We start from the raw sequence: 16,909 nt of genomic DNA on the forward strand, positions 1-16,909 counted from the left end.
CCCACGAAAGCCATTTGGCAAAATTCGTGGGGTGTTTGTCATTGTTGCCAAATTTCTTTTGCGGCATTCTTGGCGATGTACCAAGGAGATGCCCGATGTCCGAAACTGATACCCGCCAGCGACTGGTTGTTTGTCACGCTTATGAGCGTGTCATGAGCCTTGATGTCGTCGGACCGCTTCAGGTGTTTGGTTCAGCAAATGACGAATTGGTTAGAACCGGACGCAGCGCATCCTACGCGGTGCAGGTGGCGGCTAACCAGCCGGGACCAGTTATGACTTCTTGCGGTGTGCAGCTATATGCTGACTGTGCTTGGCGAACGCTTGATCTGACACAGGTCGATACGTTGTTTGTGCCAGGTGGCGACGGTGTTGCGAGGTTTTTCAAGGATCAGGAGTTCCTTGACTGGCTAAGGCACGCAGAGCAAACCATACCGCGGCTTGGATCGGTTTGCTCCGGTGCTTTGATCCTTGCTGAGGCAGGCGTTCTTGACGGGCGTATGGCCACGACCCACTGGTCGCGCTGTGACCAAATGATGCGGGATTATCCATCTATCCATATGATGGGGGATCGCCTCCATAGCTATGATCCGACCGGACTTGATGGTGACCCGCATGTTTTTACCTCTGCAGGGGTGACGGCGGGCATAGATCTTGCCCTGGCAATTGTCGAAGCCGATCATGGCCGGTCACTGGCATTGTCTGTTGCGCGACGTCTTGTGATGTTTCTTAAACGTCCGGGTGGGCAGGCGCAATTTAGCGCCTACCTGACCCCTGAAGGCGGGGTAACAACGCGCTTGGCAGGGTTGTTGGAATGGTTGCCGGCTAACCTTGCTGCGGATCTGTCACTTGAAGTACTTGCTGATCGTGCGGGCATGACGCCACGGACATTTTCGCGGGTTTTTTCGCGGGATCTGGGAATGAGCCCGGCGCGCTATGTTGAACGCATCAGGGTCGAGGCCGCCCGCGCATTGCTTCATGACGAAACGATCAGTATTTCGCGCGTGGCGGATCTATGCGGGTTCCGTCATCCCGAAACGCTAAGGCGGGCTTTCCAGCGTCATCTTTCGGTAAGTCCACAGGAATATGCCGAACGGTTTGCCAGAAAATCTGCTGTCGCAGCAGTTTGACGACTTTTACCGCAACCTGACGAAACACATCATCACAATCTGATTTTTCGGAGTTGGCAACATGTTGTTACTGACCAATGGATCATTGCGTCTTCTGTTTATCGCCCAGGCTCTTTACTGGTCCTGTTCACTGATCGGAATTACCCTGACATCCCTTGTCGGGGCCTCCATGGCCCCGGTTGTCGAGCTTGCAACACTGCCGCTCGGGCTTTTGATGCTGGGTAATCTGCTTTCAGTGCATCCTCTTTCAATGCTGATGCAGCGTTACGGGCGGCGGGCCGGATTGTGCCTTGGGGCGGTCTGTGGTGTTGCAGGCGGGTTGCTTCTGGCCGCAGGTATTTATCTTGATGAATTCTGGGTGGTTGCAATTGCGCCGGTTTTAATCGGGACCTATCAGGCATCGGCGATGTATTACCGCTATGCGGCACTGGAAACGGTTGAGGAAGGTCTGAAAGGCCGCGCCGCGGCTCTTGTGGTCGGGGGCGGGGTGCTGGCTGCCATTATCGCCCCGGAGATTGCATCGACTAGTCGTGACTTCCTTCCGGTTCCGTTTGCTGGTGCCTATACTGCCCTGGCCGGATTGGCCGCGATCGGCGCAGTCCTGATGGCGATATTGCCAGATGGAGGCGTTCCCGCCCGTACCGGTTCGAGCCGGGCGGTTATGGCAGAACTTCTGCGCCGCCCGATTATCCGTGGTGCCATCGCAGTCAGTGCCGCTGGACACGGGATCATGATCCTGGTGATGACAGCAACGCCGCTTGCCATGAAATATTGCGGGTTTGATATTGATGTTTCGTCAAATGTGATTCGCTGGCACCTGATCGGGATGTTTCTGCCAGCCTTTTTGGCTGGCCCGATGATTGACCGGTTTGGTCCGCGCCGTGTGGCCTCACTTGGCGCGCTGATGCTGGGGGTGAGTGTCGGCTTCGCGGTTACGGGGATATCTGTCTCGGCGTTTTTGATCAGTTCGTTCCTGTTGGGCATCGGTTGGAACATGATGTTGCTTGCCGGGACAACCATGCTGGGCGAGGGACATGATGCAACGGAGCGTGGCCATGCGCAAAGCCTGATGGAACTTGGCAATAGTGTCACCGCGACAGTCGCATCGCTCGCAAGTGGCGCCCTGATCGCAGGTGCCGGATGGAATCCGGTCAATTACGGCGTGATCCCGGTTCTGGGATTTGCCATGATTCTGATGTGGCGCGGGGCCGTTGCAAGGCGTGCAGTCCTTCAAACACAGGCTTGAAGATAAAAGGAACCGCCGGTCAGGACGACCGGCGGTGAAGTTGCGGGGCAAACGGGGAGTTTCGCCCCGGCGCGACTGAAATACTCAATCGTAAAACCGGGAATGAACGCCAAGGCCGACGTCATTCATGCAATAAAAAACCGGCCATCAGGCCGGTTGGGATTCAAACGATGCGGCGTTGCCCGCAACAAATTCCTTGATCTTCTGCAAGACAAACTCGCGTGAGCTGTTTTCACGGGTGCGGAACAACACTTCGCGATCCTGAATGACCAGTCCCATATAGACCGGGTCATTATGACCTTCCTTGATCATTTTTAGGGCGCGGAGGGTATGACCGAGATCATCGGTGCTTTGATAGATGGTGCGCATCTTTCTCCAACCAGCTTTTGTGTCGGGTGACAATGTTAAACCAATCGACCAAGGCTTTATGACAGCTGTTTTTTTCTAACCGATGACAGCTTTATGATGGTTTAAAGACAGTTTTGCCGTTCAACCGCAAAACCTCATGACAAGGGCGGTCAAAAAGCTGCTGGTTTTATTTGATGGGCCTGTTAAAAAGAAAACGTCATTGACGCTGGTTTCGGGCATTGACATGGGCCGAGACGGTGTTTAAGAAAGGCGTCGTTCCGCAGGGAACACCAAAGACATAAAGGGCAAATGGCCGAGTGGCTGAAGGCGCTCCCCTGCTAAGGGAGTATAGGGTGACAAGCCCTATCGAGGGTTCGAATCCCTCTTTGCCCGCCATTGATTAAAGCACCCTAAAAGGGTGCTTTTTTCTTTGCCCTGATGGCAGAAAATCCGCATTGAAATCGTTGTATCGTTAACCGGAGCTCGCATTTCGGTTCGAAGTTCATATCTATGAACGAATGCATTGTCACAACGATTGAGGACGAGATGTCTGAAAAAACCAATTTTTCCAGATTTGCCATGACGATGTCGGTTGCCCTGTGCGCAACAGTGGCGTCTGTTTCTGTGGTGCAGGCGCATACCATCAAGACACCTCATAGCCATGATCTTGTCGAAGTTGCACAGGGTGGCGGTATTTTTTCCGACGAGGAGCGCCGTATCATCAGTGACGTCCTTGATATCGCGACGGGCAATGTCGATGACGACAAGGGGCGCGAAAAAGGTTCTAAAGGCGGTAAGGGCGACAAAGGGAAGGGCAACAAAGACCTTCCACCCGGCATTGCCATGAAGCTTGAGCGCGGGGGTACCTTGCCTCCGGGGCTTGCCAAGCGCGATCTGCCATCCGATTTGCGTTCAAAACTGCCGCGACGCACCGATGGCGCCATCCGTCAGATCGTTGGCGATGACATTGTCCTGATCGAGAAGGGAACTGACGTCATTCTTGATGTGATCCGTGGCGTTGCCCGCAACCAGTAACGTCAATAACGGAATTGATCATAAAAAAAACGCGGCGAATGATATCGCCGCGTTTTTCATTTCGGATTGGGAAAATGCTAATCAGGTAAAGGCATTAAAGGTAATGATGGTCTGGGTGTCCTTGATATTGGGCCGTTTGTGAATCTGTTCGTTCACATAGCGCCCGATATCCTGTTCGTCTTCAACATAGACCTTGACCAGAAGTTCGAACGGACCCGAAATTGAATAAACTTCCGATACACCTTCGACCTCTTCGATAAGATCGGCGGCCACGTCATAGGCTTTGCCAAGTTCACATTTTACAAAAATGAAGAACGGATGCATCGGAACGGCTCCAATTTGAATTTGAATTGCAGACAAGCTACCCGGCTTGGACGCTGCTTGCAATCTTCTAGCAAGATGATTTCACCCGGTCAGGGTGATGTGAATATAATCAAAGGGATGACTTTTCCGCCAGCTTGGCGCGGCTTTCAACCGCATCCTGCGTCAGGTTCCAGACCGTTGTGCCATCCGTTTCAGCCGTGAGGCTTGCCATGGCAAGGCCGGATGCAACGGCTCCGTCAAAGGTGCAATCTGGTTTGGTATAGGCGGACAGGAACCCGGAATAAAACGCGTCACCTGCGCCATTTACATCACGCACTCTGGTCGGAAGCGGGTCCCAGAACGCGGTTCCTGCGTGTTCAGAGGAAGTCACGATCCCGGTCGCCCCAAGCGTGATGATGACATCAGGTATGCCTTTGCCACGCAGCAACTCGATCGCAGTTTTGGCCTGACTCTTGTCATTGATCTCGATGCCGGTCAGAACCTGTGCTTCGGCGCGGTTGGCAATGAGAAGATCAAGTTTGCCAAGCACATCCTTGAAACGTACGGCCTTGCTTGGTGACACTGTTGCGGCACACATCTTTGTGCTGCCCTTGTTGTCCGCAAGCCAGGCAATGGTGCTGGCAGGCAGGTTGGCATCAATCAGCCACCAAGGCCATGCTTGCAGGTTGGCAAGTTGCGGTAAGAGCCGTTCGATGGTCAGAAGGTCATAGACCTCGGCATCCATCATGCCCATTGCAAGTTCACCTGTTTCATCAAGAATTGCGGTATAGCCCGCTGTATGCTTGCCTTCGAACTTCATCATCCGGCGGGTATCGATCCCGATTTCCGCAAGGGCTGCAATCACGTGTTCACCGTCGCCGTCATCTCCGACTGCGCCCAGCATTGCGACATTGTTTCCCAGCAGACGCAAATGTACGGCAATGTTCCGTGCGACCCCGCCCGGTTTGCGATGAAGGGTCCGAACCGGATTGGATGCAGCCGGAATATAATGTCCCGTGCATTGCAATGTACGATCAAAATGCGCGGCGCCAAAGCACAGGATATTGGCAGAGTGGGTGATCACGTTATGTCGCTCTTCTTGGTGGATGGGCTCGTCAGTGACGGGCAATTATCAGCCAGCGAATGTCATAAGCTGTGAGCCTGCGCAAAGGCAAGAAAAACAAAAAGGAGCGGCTCCTATGAGCCGCCCCCCTGGATTTGGTGCAGGATGAAACCCTTATTTCATCATGATCCGGTCTTTTGCCATTGGCGTCATCGGGGAGTTGTTGGCGATATAGTCCGCGACTGCCTGTTCAAGGTTCGGACCGAAGTCATAAACATCACTCGCATTGTCACGGAACAGGGCATAGCCATCGCCGCCATTGCGCATGAAGTCGTTGGAAACAACACCATAGAGTTTGTTCATATCGATAGGAACAAAGTCGTCACCCTCGGCAACCATGACATTGGATACGCGGGATCCAACCGGCTGTGACAGATCGAGGTCGAACTTAAGACCTGCGATCTGCGGGAACTGGCCCTTGTCCTCGTCGACTTTGGAAACACCATGTTCAAGCGATGCTACAACGTCCTTGCCCGAGAGCTTGAAAGTCGCCAATGCATTCTGGAACGGCAGTACAGTCAGGACTTCACCCATTGTTACAGTACCTTCGTCGATGCTTGCGCGCACGCCACCACCATTCTGGATGGCGATCTGATAACCATCACCAGCCTTCCAAAGCATGGCGTCGGCGATCAGGGATCCCATCGAACATTCCATATGACGGCAGCTTTCGCGCGATCCGTCAGCGGCCGTAGTAAACGTACCGACTTCGATATTGCGAACGGCGTCAACTTTCTTGCTGGCTTCGGCAATTACAGCAAGGACGTCCTCGGCAGGTTTGACACTTGCATCAAGCGGGATCGGTTCGCCCGACCATGCGGTGGCAACACCATCATCGTCAAAGGTGACGTTGAGTTCACCAAGGTAACGGCTATAGGCATAAGCCTGAACGACCAGAACCGGCTTGCCATCCGGTGCGGTTTCAACAACCGGGTAGGGATAGTTGGCCTTTTCATTGGTATTTGAAAACAGCTGGTTGTCGTGACCGCCGACAATGACGTCAATGCCACTGACGGTGCGCGCGAGTTCGAAATCCTTGTAGGAGCCGGAATGGCTCATGACGATGATTTTGTTTACCCCCTTAAGGCGCAGTCGTGCGACCGAATAGCGTAGTGCCATTTCTGAGTCGGTAATTGAAACCTTGTCACCGGGGCTTGAAATATCGGGAGTTTCTTCGGTGGTGATACCGATCAGGCCAATCTTTTCGCCGCCAAGTTCGACAATGGTATCGGGGATAATCTTGCCCTTGAGGTTCGATGCTGCGCTCGGATGCACGTTGGCGGACAGGACGGGAACCGTGCTTGCCTTGATAAAGGCTTCAAGGACTTCGGGACCATCATCAAACTCGTGGTTCCCGATTGTCATGGCGTCATAGCCCGCCATAGCCATCAACTCGGCGGTCAGTTTGCCCTTGTATGTTGAATAGTAAAGCGATCCCTGAAACTGGTCACCACCATCAAGAGCGAGAACATTCCCGCCTTCCGCCTTTGCATCACGGATGGCTGTTGCAAGACGGGCATATCCGCCAAAGCATTTGCCCTCTGCGTCGTCTTCGGCCTTGCAGGTGTTGTTATATTTCGTAACCGATTCAACGCGATCATGGACGTCATTGGTGTGGAGGATGCGCAAGTCGTAATCAGCCAATGCGCTTCCTGCACCAAAGGTCAACATGGTGCAAGCCGACAGCAATCCTGCAATTTTTTGTTTCATTACTACTCTCCAACAAAGAGGCTCTTTTCCCGTCCCTCACGGGAAAAGATACCATCACAGATCAGAATTTCCGGGAGTGAAGTTTTCCCCTGCGCGGAATGCTAGCATCAAAATTATTCAAGGGGTATGCCCGGTTGATTACGGCGGGATGAAACTTGATCAATATGTGATCGGCATCGCGGTAAACAGAATGTCGGGAAGAATCGATTTAATCTCCAAAGTGGCTGATCGATGCATTTTCTTGAAAATTTTATTGGGCGAATTATTAAGTCTGCCGAGAAAATATATCTTCTGGAAATCTGTCTGTGAGTTTTGGGCCCGCTTCGGGAATCTAAGGGAAACCCCGCAGAAAAAGGACCCGATAGTTGATTCGGATCAGGACGATTTTGACCGGATGGACAGGTTTTGTCTTTCCCTTGCGTGGTCGGCTATTTACAGGGCACTATATTTTGTAGTTACCATAAGCATTCACACCATGAACAAGCGGAATGCTAAGGTTGAGGGACCGTAGCAACACCGATATGGTGGAAATACGTTTTTTCGATGAGGGAGTTCCCCCGGTTAAGGGCACCGGCGGGAAGAATAATCAGAATTCAAGCAATGAAGGGCATCGGAATGAAAAAGCTTCTGACCTCGGTGGTCGCGGCTGTTGCCTGCTATGCAGGTGTTGCTTCGGCTGCAGAAATCAAACCGGCAGTGGTCTATGACCTTGGTGGCCGCTTTGACCGTTCGTTTAACCAGGGCGCATACAACGGCGCCGAAAAATACAAGGCAGACACCGGTACCGAGTATCGCGACTTTGAAATCCAGAACGATTCCCAGCGCGAACAGGCAATGCGGAACTTCGCGCGTCGCGGTATGAACCCGATCGTCGCAATTGGTTTCTCGCAGGCATCTGCACTTGAAAAAGTCGCAAAAGAATTCCCCGAAACCAAATTCACCATCGTGGACATGGTTGTCGACCTTCCGAATGTTCAGTCGGTCGTGTTCAAAGAGCACGAAGGTTCGTTCCTGGTTGGTGTCCTTGCTGCCATGGCTTCGAAAACCGAAAAAGTTGGCTTTGTTGGCGGTATGGACATTCCGCTGATCCGCAAATTTGCTTGCGGTTATGTTCAGGGTGTCAAACACGCTGACCCGAATGCAGAAGTCTTCCAGAACATGACCGGCACCACCGGTGCTGCATGGAACGACCCGGTGAAGGGTGGCGAACTTGCAAAGTCGCAGTTTGACCGTGGCGCAGACGTTGTTTACCACGCAGCCGGTGGTACCGGCGTTGGTGTTCTTCAGGCCGCTGCAGACGCAGGCAAGCTTGGTATTGGCGTTGACTCCAACCAGAACGCATTGCACCCGGGTTCGGTTCTGACCTCGATGCTCAAGCGTGTTGATGTTGCTGTTTACGAAGCATTTGCTTCGGCAGCAGGTGACAACTGGAAGCCGGGCTTGACCATTCTTGGTCTTGCCGAAGGCGGTGTTGACTGGGCTCTTGATGAGAACAACGAGAAACTCATCACCCCTGAAATGAAAGAAGCCGTCGCCAAGGCGAAGGAAGCAATCACGTCAGGTAGCCTTGAAGTCCATGATTATATGAGCGACAGCGCTTGCCCGATGTAAGGCAGCCTTGAAGCAAACCGGGGATTTGTAGTGTCGGATACGATGCATCAAATGCACGGCACCGGGGAAACCGGTGCCGTGCAACCTGCTATTGAACTGCGTGGCATTGACAAGCGGTTCGGAGCGGTACACGCAAACAAGGAAATCGACCTTAAGGTCGATAAGGGAACAATCCACGGTATCGTGGGGGAGAATGGGGCAGGCAAGTCGACCCTGATGAGTATTCTGTATGGCTTTTATCAGGCCGATGCAGGAACAATTCATGTCGATGGCAAGCTTTGTGATATCAGGGGTTCCGAAGATGCCATTGCCGTCGGGATCGGCATGGTTCATCAGCACTTCATGCTGGTCGAGACATTTTCGGTTCTTGAGAACGTAATTCTCGGTGTTGAGGGAGGGGCAGTTCTGCGCGACGGTGTTGACCGGGCACGCGAAGAACTTCAGCGACTTGAGCGCGAATATTCGCTCGACATTGATCCGGATGCCATTGTTGGTGATCTGTCGGTCGGTCTTCAGCAGCGCGTTGAAATTCTCAAGGCACTGTTCCGTGGTGCTGAAATTCTTATTCTGGATGAACCGACCGGTGTTCTGACCCCGCAAGAGGCAGACCATCTTTTCCGTATTCTTGAAACCCTCAAAGAGCAGGGCAAGACGGTGGTTCTGATCACCCATAAATTGCGCGAAATCATGGCTGCAACGGACAATGTTTCCGTCATGCGTCAGGGCGCAATGGTGGCGCATCGCAAAACAGCGGAAACCAGTCCGGAAGAACTTTCCGAATTAATGGTTGGGCGCAAGGTGTTGTTACGCCTTGAAAAAGGTGATGCGAACCCGGCTGATACCGTTCTTAAGGTCGAAAACCTGTGCGTTGATAATGCGCAGGGTGTTCGCAAGGTCAAAAATGCAAGCTTCAACGTCCGCGCAGGCGAGATTGTCGGGATTGCCGGTGTGTCCGGTAACGGTCAAAGCGAATTGTTAGAGGCGCTTGGCGGTATCCGTTCTGTGTCTGAAGGCGTTGTCGAGTTGAATGGTCAGGACGTGACGCCCGGTAAAGGTGTTGACGCAGCCGAATTGCGTCGTCGCGGTGTGGCCCATGTCCCTGAAGACCGTCATCGTATGGCGATGGTAACGGCCTTTTCTGCAAAGGAAGCAGCCATTCTGGGGTACGAGGACGACCCGGCCTACCAAAAGGGTGTCTTCTTGGACTGGCAAGCGATTTCGAATGCCACAGCCAACATGATGTCCGAATTTGATGTCCGTCCGGCCAATCCGGACCTGAAGGCTGCCAATTTCTCGGGTGGCAACCAGCAGAAACTGGTTCTGGCGCGTGAAATCATGCGTAATCCGGAACTGCTTCTGGTAGGGCAGCCGACCCGTGGTGTTGATATCGGTGCTATTGAATTCATTCACAAACGTATTGTCGCCATGCGGGACGCGGGCAAAGCCGTTCTCTTGGTGTCCGTGGAGCTTGACGAAATCATGTCGCTTGCCGACCGAATTCTGGTGATGTGCGATGGTGCCATCATCGGCGAAGTCGCTGCCTCTGAGGCGAATGAACGTGTCCTTGGCCTGATGATGGCCGGTGTTGATCCGAACGAAGCCAAGGCAGTGGAGGGCCAGTCATGAGCACGACCGTCCAGTTGCCGCGTTGGATTGACGTTGGCGCCTTGCCATTAATGAACCTGTTGCTGGCTCTTTTGATTTCGGGGCTCGTGGTTCTGGCGATTGGCGAAAACCCCGTCCAGGTGGTGGAAATTCTGCTTTATGGTGCGTTCGGCTATGAGGAAGCTTGGGGTTATACGCTTTATTACACCACAAACTTCATCTTTACCGGTTTGGCGTTCGCCGTTGCTTTCCATTGCGGGCTTTTCAATATCGGTGCCGAAGGGCAGGCCTATGTCGGTGGGCTTGGTGTAACACTTGCTGCCCTTTACCTTGATTTCCTGCCATTTCCGGTGATGCTGGTTGTCGGGATGCTGGGAGCCATGATCTTTGGGGCTGCATGGGCCTATATTCCCGCCTATCTGCAGGCACGCCGCGGATCACACATCGTGATCACGACGATCATGTTCAACTTCATCGCATCGTCACTGATGGTTTATCTTTTGGTCAATGTTCTGCGACCGGAAGGGTCTATGACCCCGGAAAGCGAACAGATCGCCGAAAATCTGCGTTTGCCGTTCATTCATGATATGGCGGCGGCATTCGGCATCGAAATGGCCTCGAGCCCGCTTAACCTGTCATTTGTCTATGCGCTGGTTGCCAGTGTCATGGTGTGGCTGTTCATCTGGCATACGCGTTGGGGATATGCGATCAGAACTGTTGGGGCAAATGCAGTTGCTGCGACCTATGCCGGGATCGAGCCGGGCAAATTCATCATTATTGCAATGATGATTTCCGGTGCTTTGTCTTCCTTCATGGCACTTAACGAGGTTATGGGCGTTCAACACCGGTTGCTGATTGATTTTACAGCCGGTTACGGGTTTGTCGGGATCGCCGTGGCCCTGATGGGGCGGAACCATCCGTTTGGTATCTTCCTTGCGGCCTTGCTGTTCGGGATGCTTTATCAGGGTGGGGCGGAACTTTCCTTTGAAATTCCGACCATCTCCAATGACATGGTTGTGGTTATTCAAGGTCTTGTGATCCTGTTTACCGGCGCCATGGAGCATATGTTCCGTCCGCGCGTAACCAAGATGTACACCGCGTGGCGTTTGCGTCGTGACGCGCAGGAGGCAGCGTGATGGAAAATTTTGAACTCGTCATTCTGTTGCTTGATGCAACCTTGCGAACCTCGACGCCTCTTATTCTTGCGGCCCTTGCAGGCATGTTTTCAGAACGGTCGGGTACGATCAACCTTGCCCTTGAAGGCATGATGCTGGGCGGTGCGTTTTCTGCGGCGGCAGTTGCCTTTTATATGAATGACCCGTGGATTGGCCTTTTGGCGGCGATCGCAACAACGATTGCCTTGTCTTTGCTTCACGGCTTTGCCTGCATCACGCATAAAGGCAATCAGGTTGTCTCGGGTATGGCGATCAATATTCTGATGTCGGGCCTGACGGCACTTGTCGGTATTGCCCTGTTTGCACAGGGGGGCAAAACTCCGGCACTCGACAAGGCTGCTCGTTTTCAGCCAATTACCTTGCCCGGTGCCGAAGCAGTGAAGGACGTGCCAATCATCGGCCCGATCTATTTCGAACTTCTGAGTGGCCACAATATCCTTGTCTATATCGCGTTTCTTGCGGTTCCCGCCGCATGGTGGGTGATGTATCGCACGCGGTTTGGCTTGCGCCTGCGTGCTGTGGGTGAGAATCCGGGCGCAGTCGATACTGCTGGTATCGGCGTTGTCGCCATGCGCTATCGTGCCGTCATTTGCAGTGGTGTTCTTGTTGGTATGTCCGGTGCCTATCTTTCGACGGCGCAAGGGGCGTCCTTCTTGCAGGATATGACGGCAGGCAAGGGCTATATTGCTCTTGCCGCCATGGTGTTTGGTAAGTGGCGTCCGTTCCCGGCATTAGCGGCGTGTCTGCTGTTTGGCTTCCTTGATGCTGCAGCCACCCGTTTGCAGGGGGTTGTCTTGCCAGGTATCGGTGAAGTGCCGGTCCAGCTGGTACAGGCATTGCCATATGTTCTGACGGTTATTTTGCTGGCGGGCTTTATCGGGCGTGCAATTCCGCCCAAGGCTCTTGGCCGTCCATATGTGAAAGAACGTTAAGTTTAGTGACGTCCGGTTGCAGGGTAAAATGCGCGACCAGACATTTCTTCTTGCGATTAATGACGGCAAAAGGCCGTTTCATTACCACATGTCAGATGAATAGCGTGTCCGGATCGGGGCACGCATAAACTATGAGACAGGATTACGAAGATGGGTGATCTGAAACAGGCACCGCGCGACTTGATTGATGCAGCACTGGCTGCACGCGACAAGGCTTATGCGCCATATTCCAGGTTTCATGTCGGTGCTGCCTTGCGCACGGCAGAGGGCAAGGTGATTGCAGGCTGTAACGTTGAAAACGCAGCCTATCCCGAGGGCGTCTGTGCCGAAGCGGGGGCGATTTCGGCCATGGTTCTTTCGGGGGAAACCAAGTTCGACGAGATAGTCGTTGTCGGTCTTGGCGATGTGGCGTGCACGCCGTGTGGTGGTTGCCGACAAAAGATCCGGGAGTTTACCGGCAGTGATGCGACCATCTTCATTATCAATGATTCAGGCAAGACACTACTGACCCTTACACGCGAAGAGCTTATTCCCCATTCCTTTGGGCCGGAGAATTTGAAATGAGCAATGTAAAAGCCGCGTTGGACGTTATTGCGTCGAAGGCACCGGGTTTCAAGGCCGAGGTTTCCCTGGTTCTTGGCAGTGGTCTGGGCGGGGTTGTTGATGCTGTAAGTGACGCCATTAGCATTTCCTACGCGGAGCTGCCGGGCTTTCCACGTCCGACTGTTGTTGGACATGGCGGGACACTTGTGCTGGGACGGATCGGTGGTGTTTCGGTTGCTGTGATGCAGGGGCGGGCGCATTTCTATGAGCATGGCCGCTCCGACCTGATGGCGGAGCCGCTTGAAACGCTGCGTGAACTTGGGGCCGAGAAACTTATCCTGACCAATGCGGCAGGATCATTGATCCCCGAAGCCGTTCCGGGAAGCCTGATGCTGATTACCGATCATATCAGCCTGTTCGGGCCAAATCCGCTGATTGGCTATCATGGCAATGACAGGTTCGTTGGCATGGATGTGCCCTATGATCCGGAAATCGGTTCAGGTTTGCACGATACCGCAGCAAAGCTTGGTATCAAACTGTTCGAGGGTACCTATTGCTGGTGCACGGGGCCAAGCTTCGAGACGCCTGCGGAAATTCGCGCACTCAAGGTTCTGGGCGCGGACGCTGTTGGTATGTCGACCGTACCCGAAAATATCCTTGCCCGTCGTCTTGGTTTCAAGGTGGCGGCAATTTCAAATGTCACGAACCTTGCTGCTGGCATGAGCCCAACACCGCTTAGCCATGAACAGACCCTTGATATGTCCAAGGAAGGTGCTTCCAATCTTATCAAGATCTTGTTGCAGTATTTCTCGGGTTCTGCATAAAGCCGATTTTCAATTTCGGTTTTGGTACCCAATAACGACAAGCGTGCAGGAGACAGCAAATGCTGCCGCAGGAAATCATTCGCCGCAAACGTGAAGGCGAAGTTCTGACAGACGCTGAAATAGCGTTTTTCGTCAAAGGCATCACTGATGACAGTATCAGCGAGGGGCAGGTTGCAGCCCTTGCGATGGCCGTTTTCTTTAACGGAATGACCATGGACGAACGGGCTGCGCTGACTCGTAATATGCGCGACAGTGGTACAGTTCTCGATTGGAAGGCACTTGGCCTTGACGGGCCGGTTGTTGACAAACATTCCACGGGGGGCGTCGGTGACAAGGTCAGTCTGATGCTTGGTCCGATTGTCGGTGCGTGTGGCGCATTCGTTCCAATGATTTCCGGACGGGGACTGGGCCACACAGGCGGAACGCTTGATAAATTTGATTCGATCCCGGGCTATCGCACGACGCCGACACTTGAAGAATTTGCCAAGGTTACCCGCGAAGTTGGCTGCGCAATTATCGGGCAAACCTCTGATCTGGCGCCGGCAGACAAGCGGTTCTATGGCATTCGCGACGTAACAGCGACGGTCGAAAGCATACCGCTGATTACCGCATCGATCCTTTCCAAGAAGCTGGCGGCTGGCCTTGATTCACTTGTCATGGACGTCAAGTTCGGTTCGGGCGCCTTCATGAACGAATATGACCGTGCGCGCGAACTGGCGCAAAGTATTACGGAAGTGGCAACGCGCAATGGTGTTCCGACAGTAGCCCTGCTGACAGATATGGAGCAGGTGTTGGGCGATACAGTCGGCAATGCCCTTGAGATGCGTGAAGCGATCGATTTCCTGACCGGAAAACATCAGGAACAGCGTGTTTATGATGTGACAATGGCACTTGCCGCAGAAATGCTTGCAGTTAGTGGTGTTGCTATCGATGTGGCTGACGGGATTCGTCAGGCAACGCTTGCGCTTGAAAGCGGCAAGGCTGCAGAAGTCTTTGCAAAAATGGTCGCAAGCCTTGGCGGACCGGCCGACTTTGTCGAAAACAACACGAATTATCTTGAAGCAGCACCAATGATCAATGCGGTGACGGCTGCCAAAACTGGTCGGGTTGTTTCGATGGATGCGCGCAAGGTCGGCTTGGCTCTGGTTGCCCTTAAAGGTGGGCGTACGCGCGCTGATCAGAAGATCGATTTTGCAGTCGGCTTCACCGATTTTATCAAGGTCGGGCAACCGGTTTCGGCTGAAACACCGCTTTGCATTGCCCATACCCGTGATCAGGCCCAGCTGGAAGAAGCGACGGCCCTTCTGCGCGAAGCAATCGTTATCGGTGAGGGCGAGGTCGCGCCAACAGGCTCCGAACCCGCTGTGCGCGAACGCATCGTTGCCGGTGTAAAGGGGTGATCCTTTGATATCGGGTTAAAAGAAAGGCTGGGAAATTTCCCGGCCTTTCTTTCTTCTAGCGGGCAGCAGCCTTGATCATGGAAGCCGCTTTTTCCGCAATCATGATCGTTGGCGAGTTTGTGTTGCCTGACACAATGGTCGGCATGATGGACGCGTCGGCAATGCGCAAACCATCCAGACCGCGCAGTCGCAATTCTGGATCAACCACAGATGCCGCATCTGCCCCCATTCTGCAGGTGCCGACCGGGTGGAAGATCGTGGTTCCGATATCGCCAGCCGCACGGATCAAATCTTCTTCGCTGTCATAGGATGTGCCAGGTTTGAATTCTTCCGGCGCATATGCAGCAAGGGCCGGTTGGCCTGCGATCTTGCGCGTCAGACGAATTGAATCTGCTGCCACCTTTTTATCTGCATCTGCTGACAGATAGTTCGGGGAAATCGCAGGCTGTTGCGTGTGATCCGGGCTGGTAATGTGAATGCTACCGCGGCTTTGCGGGCGCAGGTTACAGACACTTGCCGTGAAAGCCGGGAAGGGGTGGACGGGCTCGCCAAATTTCTCAAGTGACAGTGGCTGGACGTGATATTGAAGGTTCGGCGTTTCAAACGATGCATCAGACCGGGTGAAAATCCCCAACTGACTTGGTGCCATGGACATCGGGCCTGACTGATTAAACAGGTATTCCAGCGCAATGCTGGCTTTGCCCAACAGATTGGTTGCCTTTTCATTCAGGGTGCGAATGTTGCTTACCTTGAACGCACAGCGCAACTGCAAATGGTCTTGAAGGTTTTCGCCGACTTGGGGGTTATCAAGCACCTGTTCGATGCCATATTGCTGCAAGACATCGCCGCGTCCGATCCCGGAAAGCTCCAGAATTTGCGGGGAGCCGACAGAACCGGCTGAAAGCACTGTTTCACGATTGGCATAAACAGTTTCGATATTGCCTTCGCGCTCATATTCAACGCCGGTTATCCGGCCTTCGGAAATGATCAGACGCCGGACATGGGCATTGGTACGAACTTCAAGGTTTTTACGATCAAGGGCAGGGCGGAGAAATGCTTTGGATGTGTTCCAGCGAATGCCGCGCTTCTGGTTTACATCGAAATAGGATGATCCTTCATTGGTTCCACGATTGAAATCCGGCACTTTCGGAATGCCTGCCTGTTCGGCAGCATCCTGAAAGGCCTCAAGGATTTCCCAGCGTACGCGTGCCTGTTCGACCCGCCATTCGCCGCCTTCACCATGCAGGTCATCGGCACCGCGATAGTAGTCCTCCGATTTCTTGAAGAAGGGCAGTACATCGTCCCAGCCCCAATTGGTACATCCGGACTGGCGCCATTGATCATAGTCATTGGCCTGACCGCGCATATAGATCATGCCGTTGATGGACGAACATCCGCCAAGAACCTTGCCGCGCGGATACCCAAGGGACCGGCCGTTCAAACCCGGTTCGCGGACGGTATTAAAACACCAGTCAACCTTGGGATTGCCAATGCAATAAAGGTAGCCAACCGGAATATGAATCCAGGGATTGCGATCTTTTCCGCCAGCTTCAAGCAGAAGAATATTTGCGTCTTCCATCTCGGACAGGCGGTTCGCCAGCGTACAGCCGGCCGATCCTGCGCCAATGATGATGTAATCAAACCGGTCCATGTGTCATTTCCTGAATGAGGACAATATGGAACCGGTTTCCCCGGTAGCGGTTGTGTTTCACGGAAGGTTCCTCTCTGAGTGGCAGCCAAGGTTTTTCTTGTGAGTCTTGTTTCTTGGTGTGACGCTACCATTGATTTGACTGTCTGAAAATATAATCAAGCGTTGTATCCATTCCGGCATGCGGAAAAAGATACCTTTGTTGATTTTTGGAATAATTCAAATAAAATCAATATAATAGCAGTTGTTTAAGATCGAAAAACTTGATTAGTCTCGTCT

General features: G+C 53.2%; 15 protein-coding genes and 1 tRNA gene. 11 read left to right on the forward strand and 5 right to left on the reverse strand.

The window, feature by feature from the left end; translation table 11 throughout:
- The first annotated feature begins 95 nt into the window (after positions 1-95).
- Both WA318_RS09995 and WA318_RS10000 read left to right on the forward strand, forming a co-directional pair.
- Positions 96-1,127 (forward strand): GlxA family transcriptional regulator, encoded by a 1,032-nt coding sequence (locus WA318_RS09995; RefSeq protein ID WP_336080777.1) that lies wholly within the window; start codon positions 96-98, stop codon positions 1,125-1,127.
- Between the two features lie 61 nt (positions 1,128-1,188).
- The gene (locus WA318_RS10000) at positions 1,189-2,373 is read left to right on the forward strand and encodes an MFS transporter (RefSeq protein WP_336080778.1); all 1,185 of its coding nucleotides are present in this window, start codon (positions 1,189-1,191) and stop codon (positions 2,371-2,373) included.
- Positions 2,374-2,520: 147 nt separating this feature from the next.
- Here the strand turns inward: WA318_RS10000 and WA318_RS10005 are convergent, their stop codons facing one another.
- Entirely contained in the window at positions 2,521-2,742 is a 222-nt protein-coding gene (locus tag WA318_RS10005; RefSeq protein WP_114097715.1) for a hypothetical protein, read from the reverse strand.
- A 282-nt stretch (positions 2,743-3,024) separates the two neighbouring features.
- Between WA318_RS10005 and WA318_RS10010 the strand changes: the two genes are divergently transcribed.
- Positions 3,025-3,117: transfer RNA gene (locus WA318_RS10010), tRNA-Ser, on the forward strand.
- Positions 3,118-3,231: 114 nt separating this feature from the next.
- Complete coding sequence (locus WA318_RS10015; RefSeq protein ID WP_258548659.1) at positions 3,232-3,756, forward strand: hypothetical protein; 525 nt, start codon at positions 3,232-3,234, stop codon at positions 3,754-3,756.
- Between the two features lie 81 nt (positions 3,757-3,837).
- On the opposite strand, the gene WA318_RS10020 is transcribed toward WA318_RS10015, so the two are convergent.
- From WA318_RS10020 to WA318_RS10030, 3 genes are all read right to left on the reverse strand, one after another.
- Positions 3,838-4,080 (reverse strand): Lrp/AsnC family transcriptional regulator, encoded by a 243-nt coding sequence (locus WA318_RS10020; RefSeq protein ID WP_114097716.1) that lies wholly within the window; start codon positions 4,078-4,080, stop codon positions 3,838-3,840.
- A gap of 109 nt (positions 4,081-4,189) precedes the next feature.
- Positions 4,190-5,143: a carbohydrate kinase family protein gene (locus tag WA318_RS10025; RefSeq protein ID WP_336080779.1), complete on the reverse strand. Its 954-nt coding sequence runs from the start codon at positions 5,141-5,143 to the stop codon at positions 4,190-4,192.
- A 153-nt stretch (positions 5,144-5,296) separates the two neighbouring features.
- Complete coding sequence (locus tag WA318_RS10030) at positions 5,297-6,892, reverse strand: bifunctional metallophosphatase/5'-nucleotidase (protein ID WP_336080780.1); 1,596 nt, start codon at positions 6,890-6,892, stop codon at positions 5,297-5,299.
- A 615-nt stretch (positions 6,893-7,507) separates the two neighbouring features.
- On the opposite strand from WA318_RS10030, the gene WA318_RS10035 reads away from it, so the two are divergent.
- The 7 genes from WA318_RS10035 to deoA all read left to right on the forward strand — a co-directional run bounded on the left by WA318_RS10035 (position 7,508) and on the right by deoA (position 14,982).
- Positions 7,508-8,503, forward strand: coding sequence for a BMP family lipoprotein (locus WA318_RS10035; protein WP_114097797.1), 996 nt, complete (start codon positions 7,508-7,510; stop codon positions 8,501-8,503).
- 42 nt (positions 8,504-8,545) lie between these two features.
- On the forward strand, positions 8,546-10,129 hold the full coding sequence (locus tag WA318_RS10040; protein ID WP_443082640.1) for an ABC transporter ATP-binding protein: 1,584 nt from the start codon (positions 8,546-8,548) through the stop codon (positions 10,127-10,129).
- Positions 10,126-11,244, forward strand: coding sequence for an ABC transporter permease (locus tag WA318_RS10045; protein WP_336080781.1), 1,119 nt, complete (start codon positions 10,126-10,128; stop codon positions 11,242-11,244). The genes WA318_RS10040 and WA318_RS10045 overlap by 4 nt, the downstream gene beginning before the upstream one ends.
- Complete coding sequence (locus tag WA318_RS10050) at positions 11,244-12,215, forward strand: ABC transporter permease (protein ID WP_114097721.1); 972 nt, start codon at positions 11,244-11,246, stop codon at positions 12,213-12,215. The genes WA318_RS10045 and WA318_RS10050 overlap by 1 nt, the downstream gene beginning before the upstream one ends.
- A 150-nt stretch (positions 12,216-12,365) precedes the next feature.
- Positions 12,366-12,779 carry a cytidine deaminase gene (locus WA318_RS10055; protein WP_336080782.1) on the forward strand — a complete coding sequence of 138 codons (414 nt, stop codon included), beginning with the start codon at positions 12,366-12,368 and terminating at the stop codon, positions 12,777-12,779.
- Positions 12,776-13,582: a purine-nucleoside phosphorylase gene (locus WA318_RS10060; RefSeq protein WP_336080783.1), complete on the forward strand. Its 807-nt coding sequence runs from the start codon at positions 12,776-12,778 to the stop codon at positions 13,580-13,582. Before WA318_RS10055 ends, WA318_RS10060 begins: the two co-directional genes overlap by 4 nt.
- A 59-nt stretch (positions 13,583-13,641) precedes the next feature.
- Entirely contained in the window at positions 13,642-14,982 is a 1,341-nt protein-coding gene (gene deoA / locus WA318_RS10065; RefSeq protein WP_336080784.1) for a thymidine phosphorylase, read from the forward strand.
- A gap of 55 nt (positions 14,983-15,037) precedes the next feature.
- Here deoA and WA318_RS10070 read toward each other — a convergent pair whose 3' ends face one another.
- Entirely contained in the window at positions 15,038-16,633 is a 1,596-nt protein-coding gene (locus WA318_RS10070; RefSeq protein ID WP_336080785.1) for a GMC family oxidoreductase, read from the reverse strand.
- Positions 16,634-16,909 lie beyond the last annotated feature (276 nt).

The organism is Thalassospira sp. CH_XMU1448-2 (assembly GCF_037027285.1).
In the GTDB taxonomy this organism is placed as follows: Bacteria; Pseudomonadota; Alphaproteobacteria; order Rhodospirillales; family Thalassospiraceae; genus Thalassospira; species Thalassospira profundimaris_C.

Excerpts from the sequence above, each read along its gene's own strand:
- WA318_RS10050 (WP_114097721.1), top strand. The coding sequence starts at position 11,244 with ATGGAAAATTTTGAACTCGTCATTCTGTTGCTTGATGCAACCTTGCGA.
- WA318_RS10035 (WP_114097797.1), top strand. The coding sequence starts at position 7,508 with ATGAAAAAGCTTCTGACCTCGGTGGTCGCGGCTGTTGCCTGCTATGCA.
- deoA (WP_336080784.1), top strand. The coding sequence starts at position 13,642 with ATGCTGCCGCAGGAAATCATTCGCCGCAAACGTGAAGGCGAAGTTCTG.
- WA318_RS10015 (WP_258548659.1), top strand. The coding sequence starts at position 3,232 with ATGAACGAATGCATTGTCACAACGATTGAGGACGAGATGTCTGAAAAA.
- WA318_RS10060 (WP_336080783.1), top strand. The coding sequence starts at position 12,776 with ATGAGCAATGTAAAAGCCGCGTTGGACGTTATTGCGTCGAAGGCACCG.
- WA318_RS10030 (WP_336080780.1), bottom strand. The coding sequence starts at position 6,892 with ATGAAACAAAAAATTGCAGGATTGCTGTCGGCTTGCACCATGTTGACC.
- WA318_RS10000 (WP_336080778.1), top strand. The coding sequence starts at position 1,189 with ATGTTGTTACTGACCAATGGATCATTGCGTCTTCTGTTTATCGCCCAG.
- WA318_RS09995 (WP_336080777.1), top strand. The coding sequence starts at position 96 with ATGTCCGAAACTGATACCCGCCAGCGACTGGTTGTTTGTCACGCTTAT.
- WA318_RS10005 (WP_114097715.1), bottom strand. The coding sequence starts at position 2,742 with ATGCGCACCATCTATCAAAGCACCGATGATCTCGGTCATACCCTCCGC.
- WA318_RS10070 (WP_336080785.1), bottom strand. The coding sequence starts at position 16,633 with ATGGACCGGTTTGATTACATCATCATTGGCGCAGGATCGGCCGGCTGT.
- WA318_RS10045 (WP_336080781.1), top strand. The coding sequence starts at position 10,126 with ATGAGCACGACCGTCCAGTTGCCGCGTTGGATTGACGTTGGCGCCTTG.
- WA318_RS10055 (WP_336080782.1), top strand. The coding sequence starts at position 12,366 with ATGGGTGATCTGAAACAGGCACCGCGCGACTTGATTGATGCAGCACTG.
- WA318_RS10020 (WP_114097716.1), bottom strand. The coding sequence starts at position 4,080 with ATGCATCCGTTCTTCATTTTTGTAAAATGTGAACTTGGCAAAGCCTAT.
- WA318_RS10040 (WP_443082640.1), top strand. The coding sequence starts at position 8,546 with ATGCATCAAATGCACGGCACCGGGGAAACCGGTGCCGTGCAACCTGCT.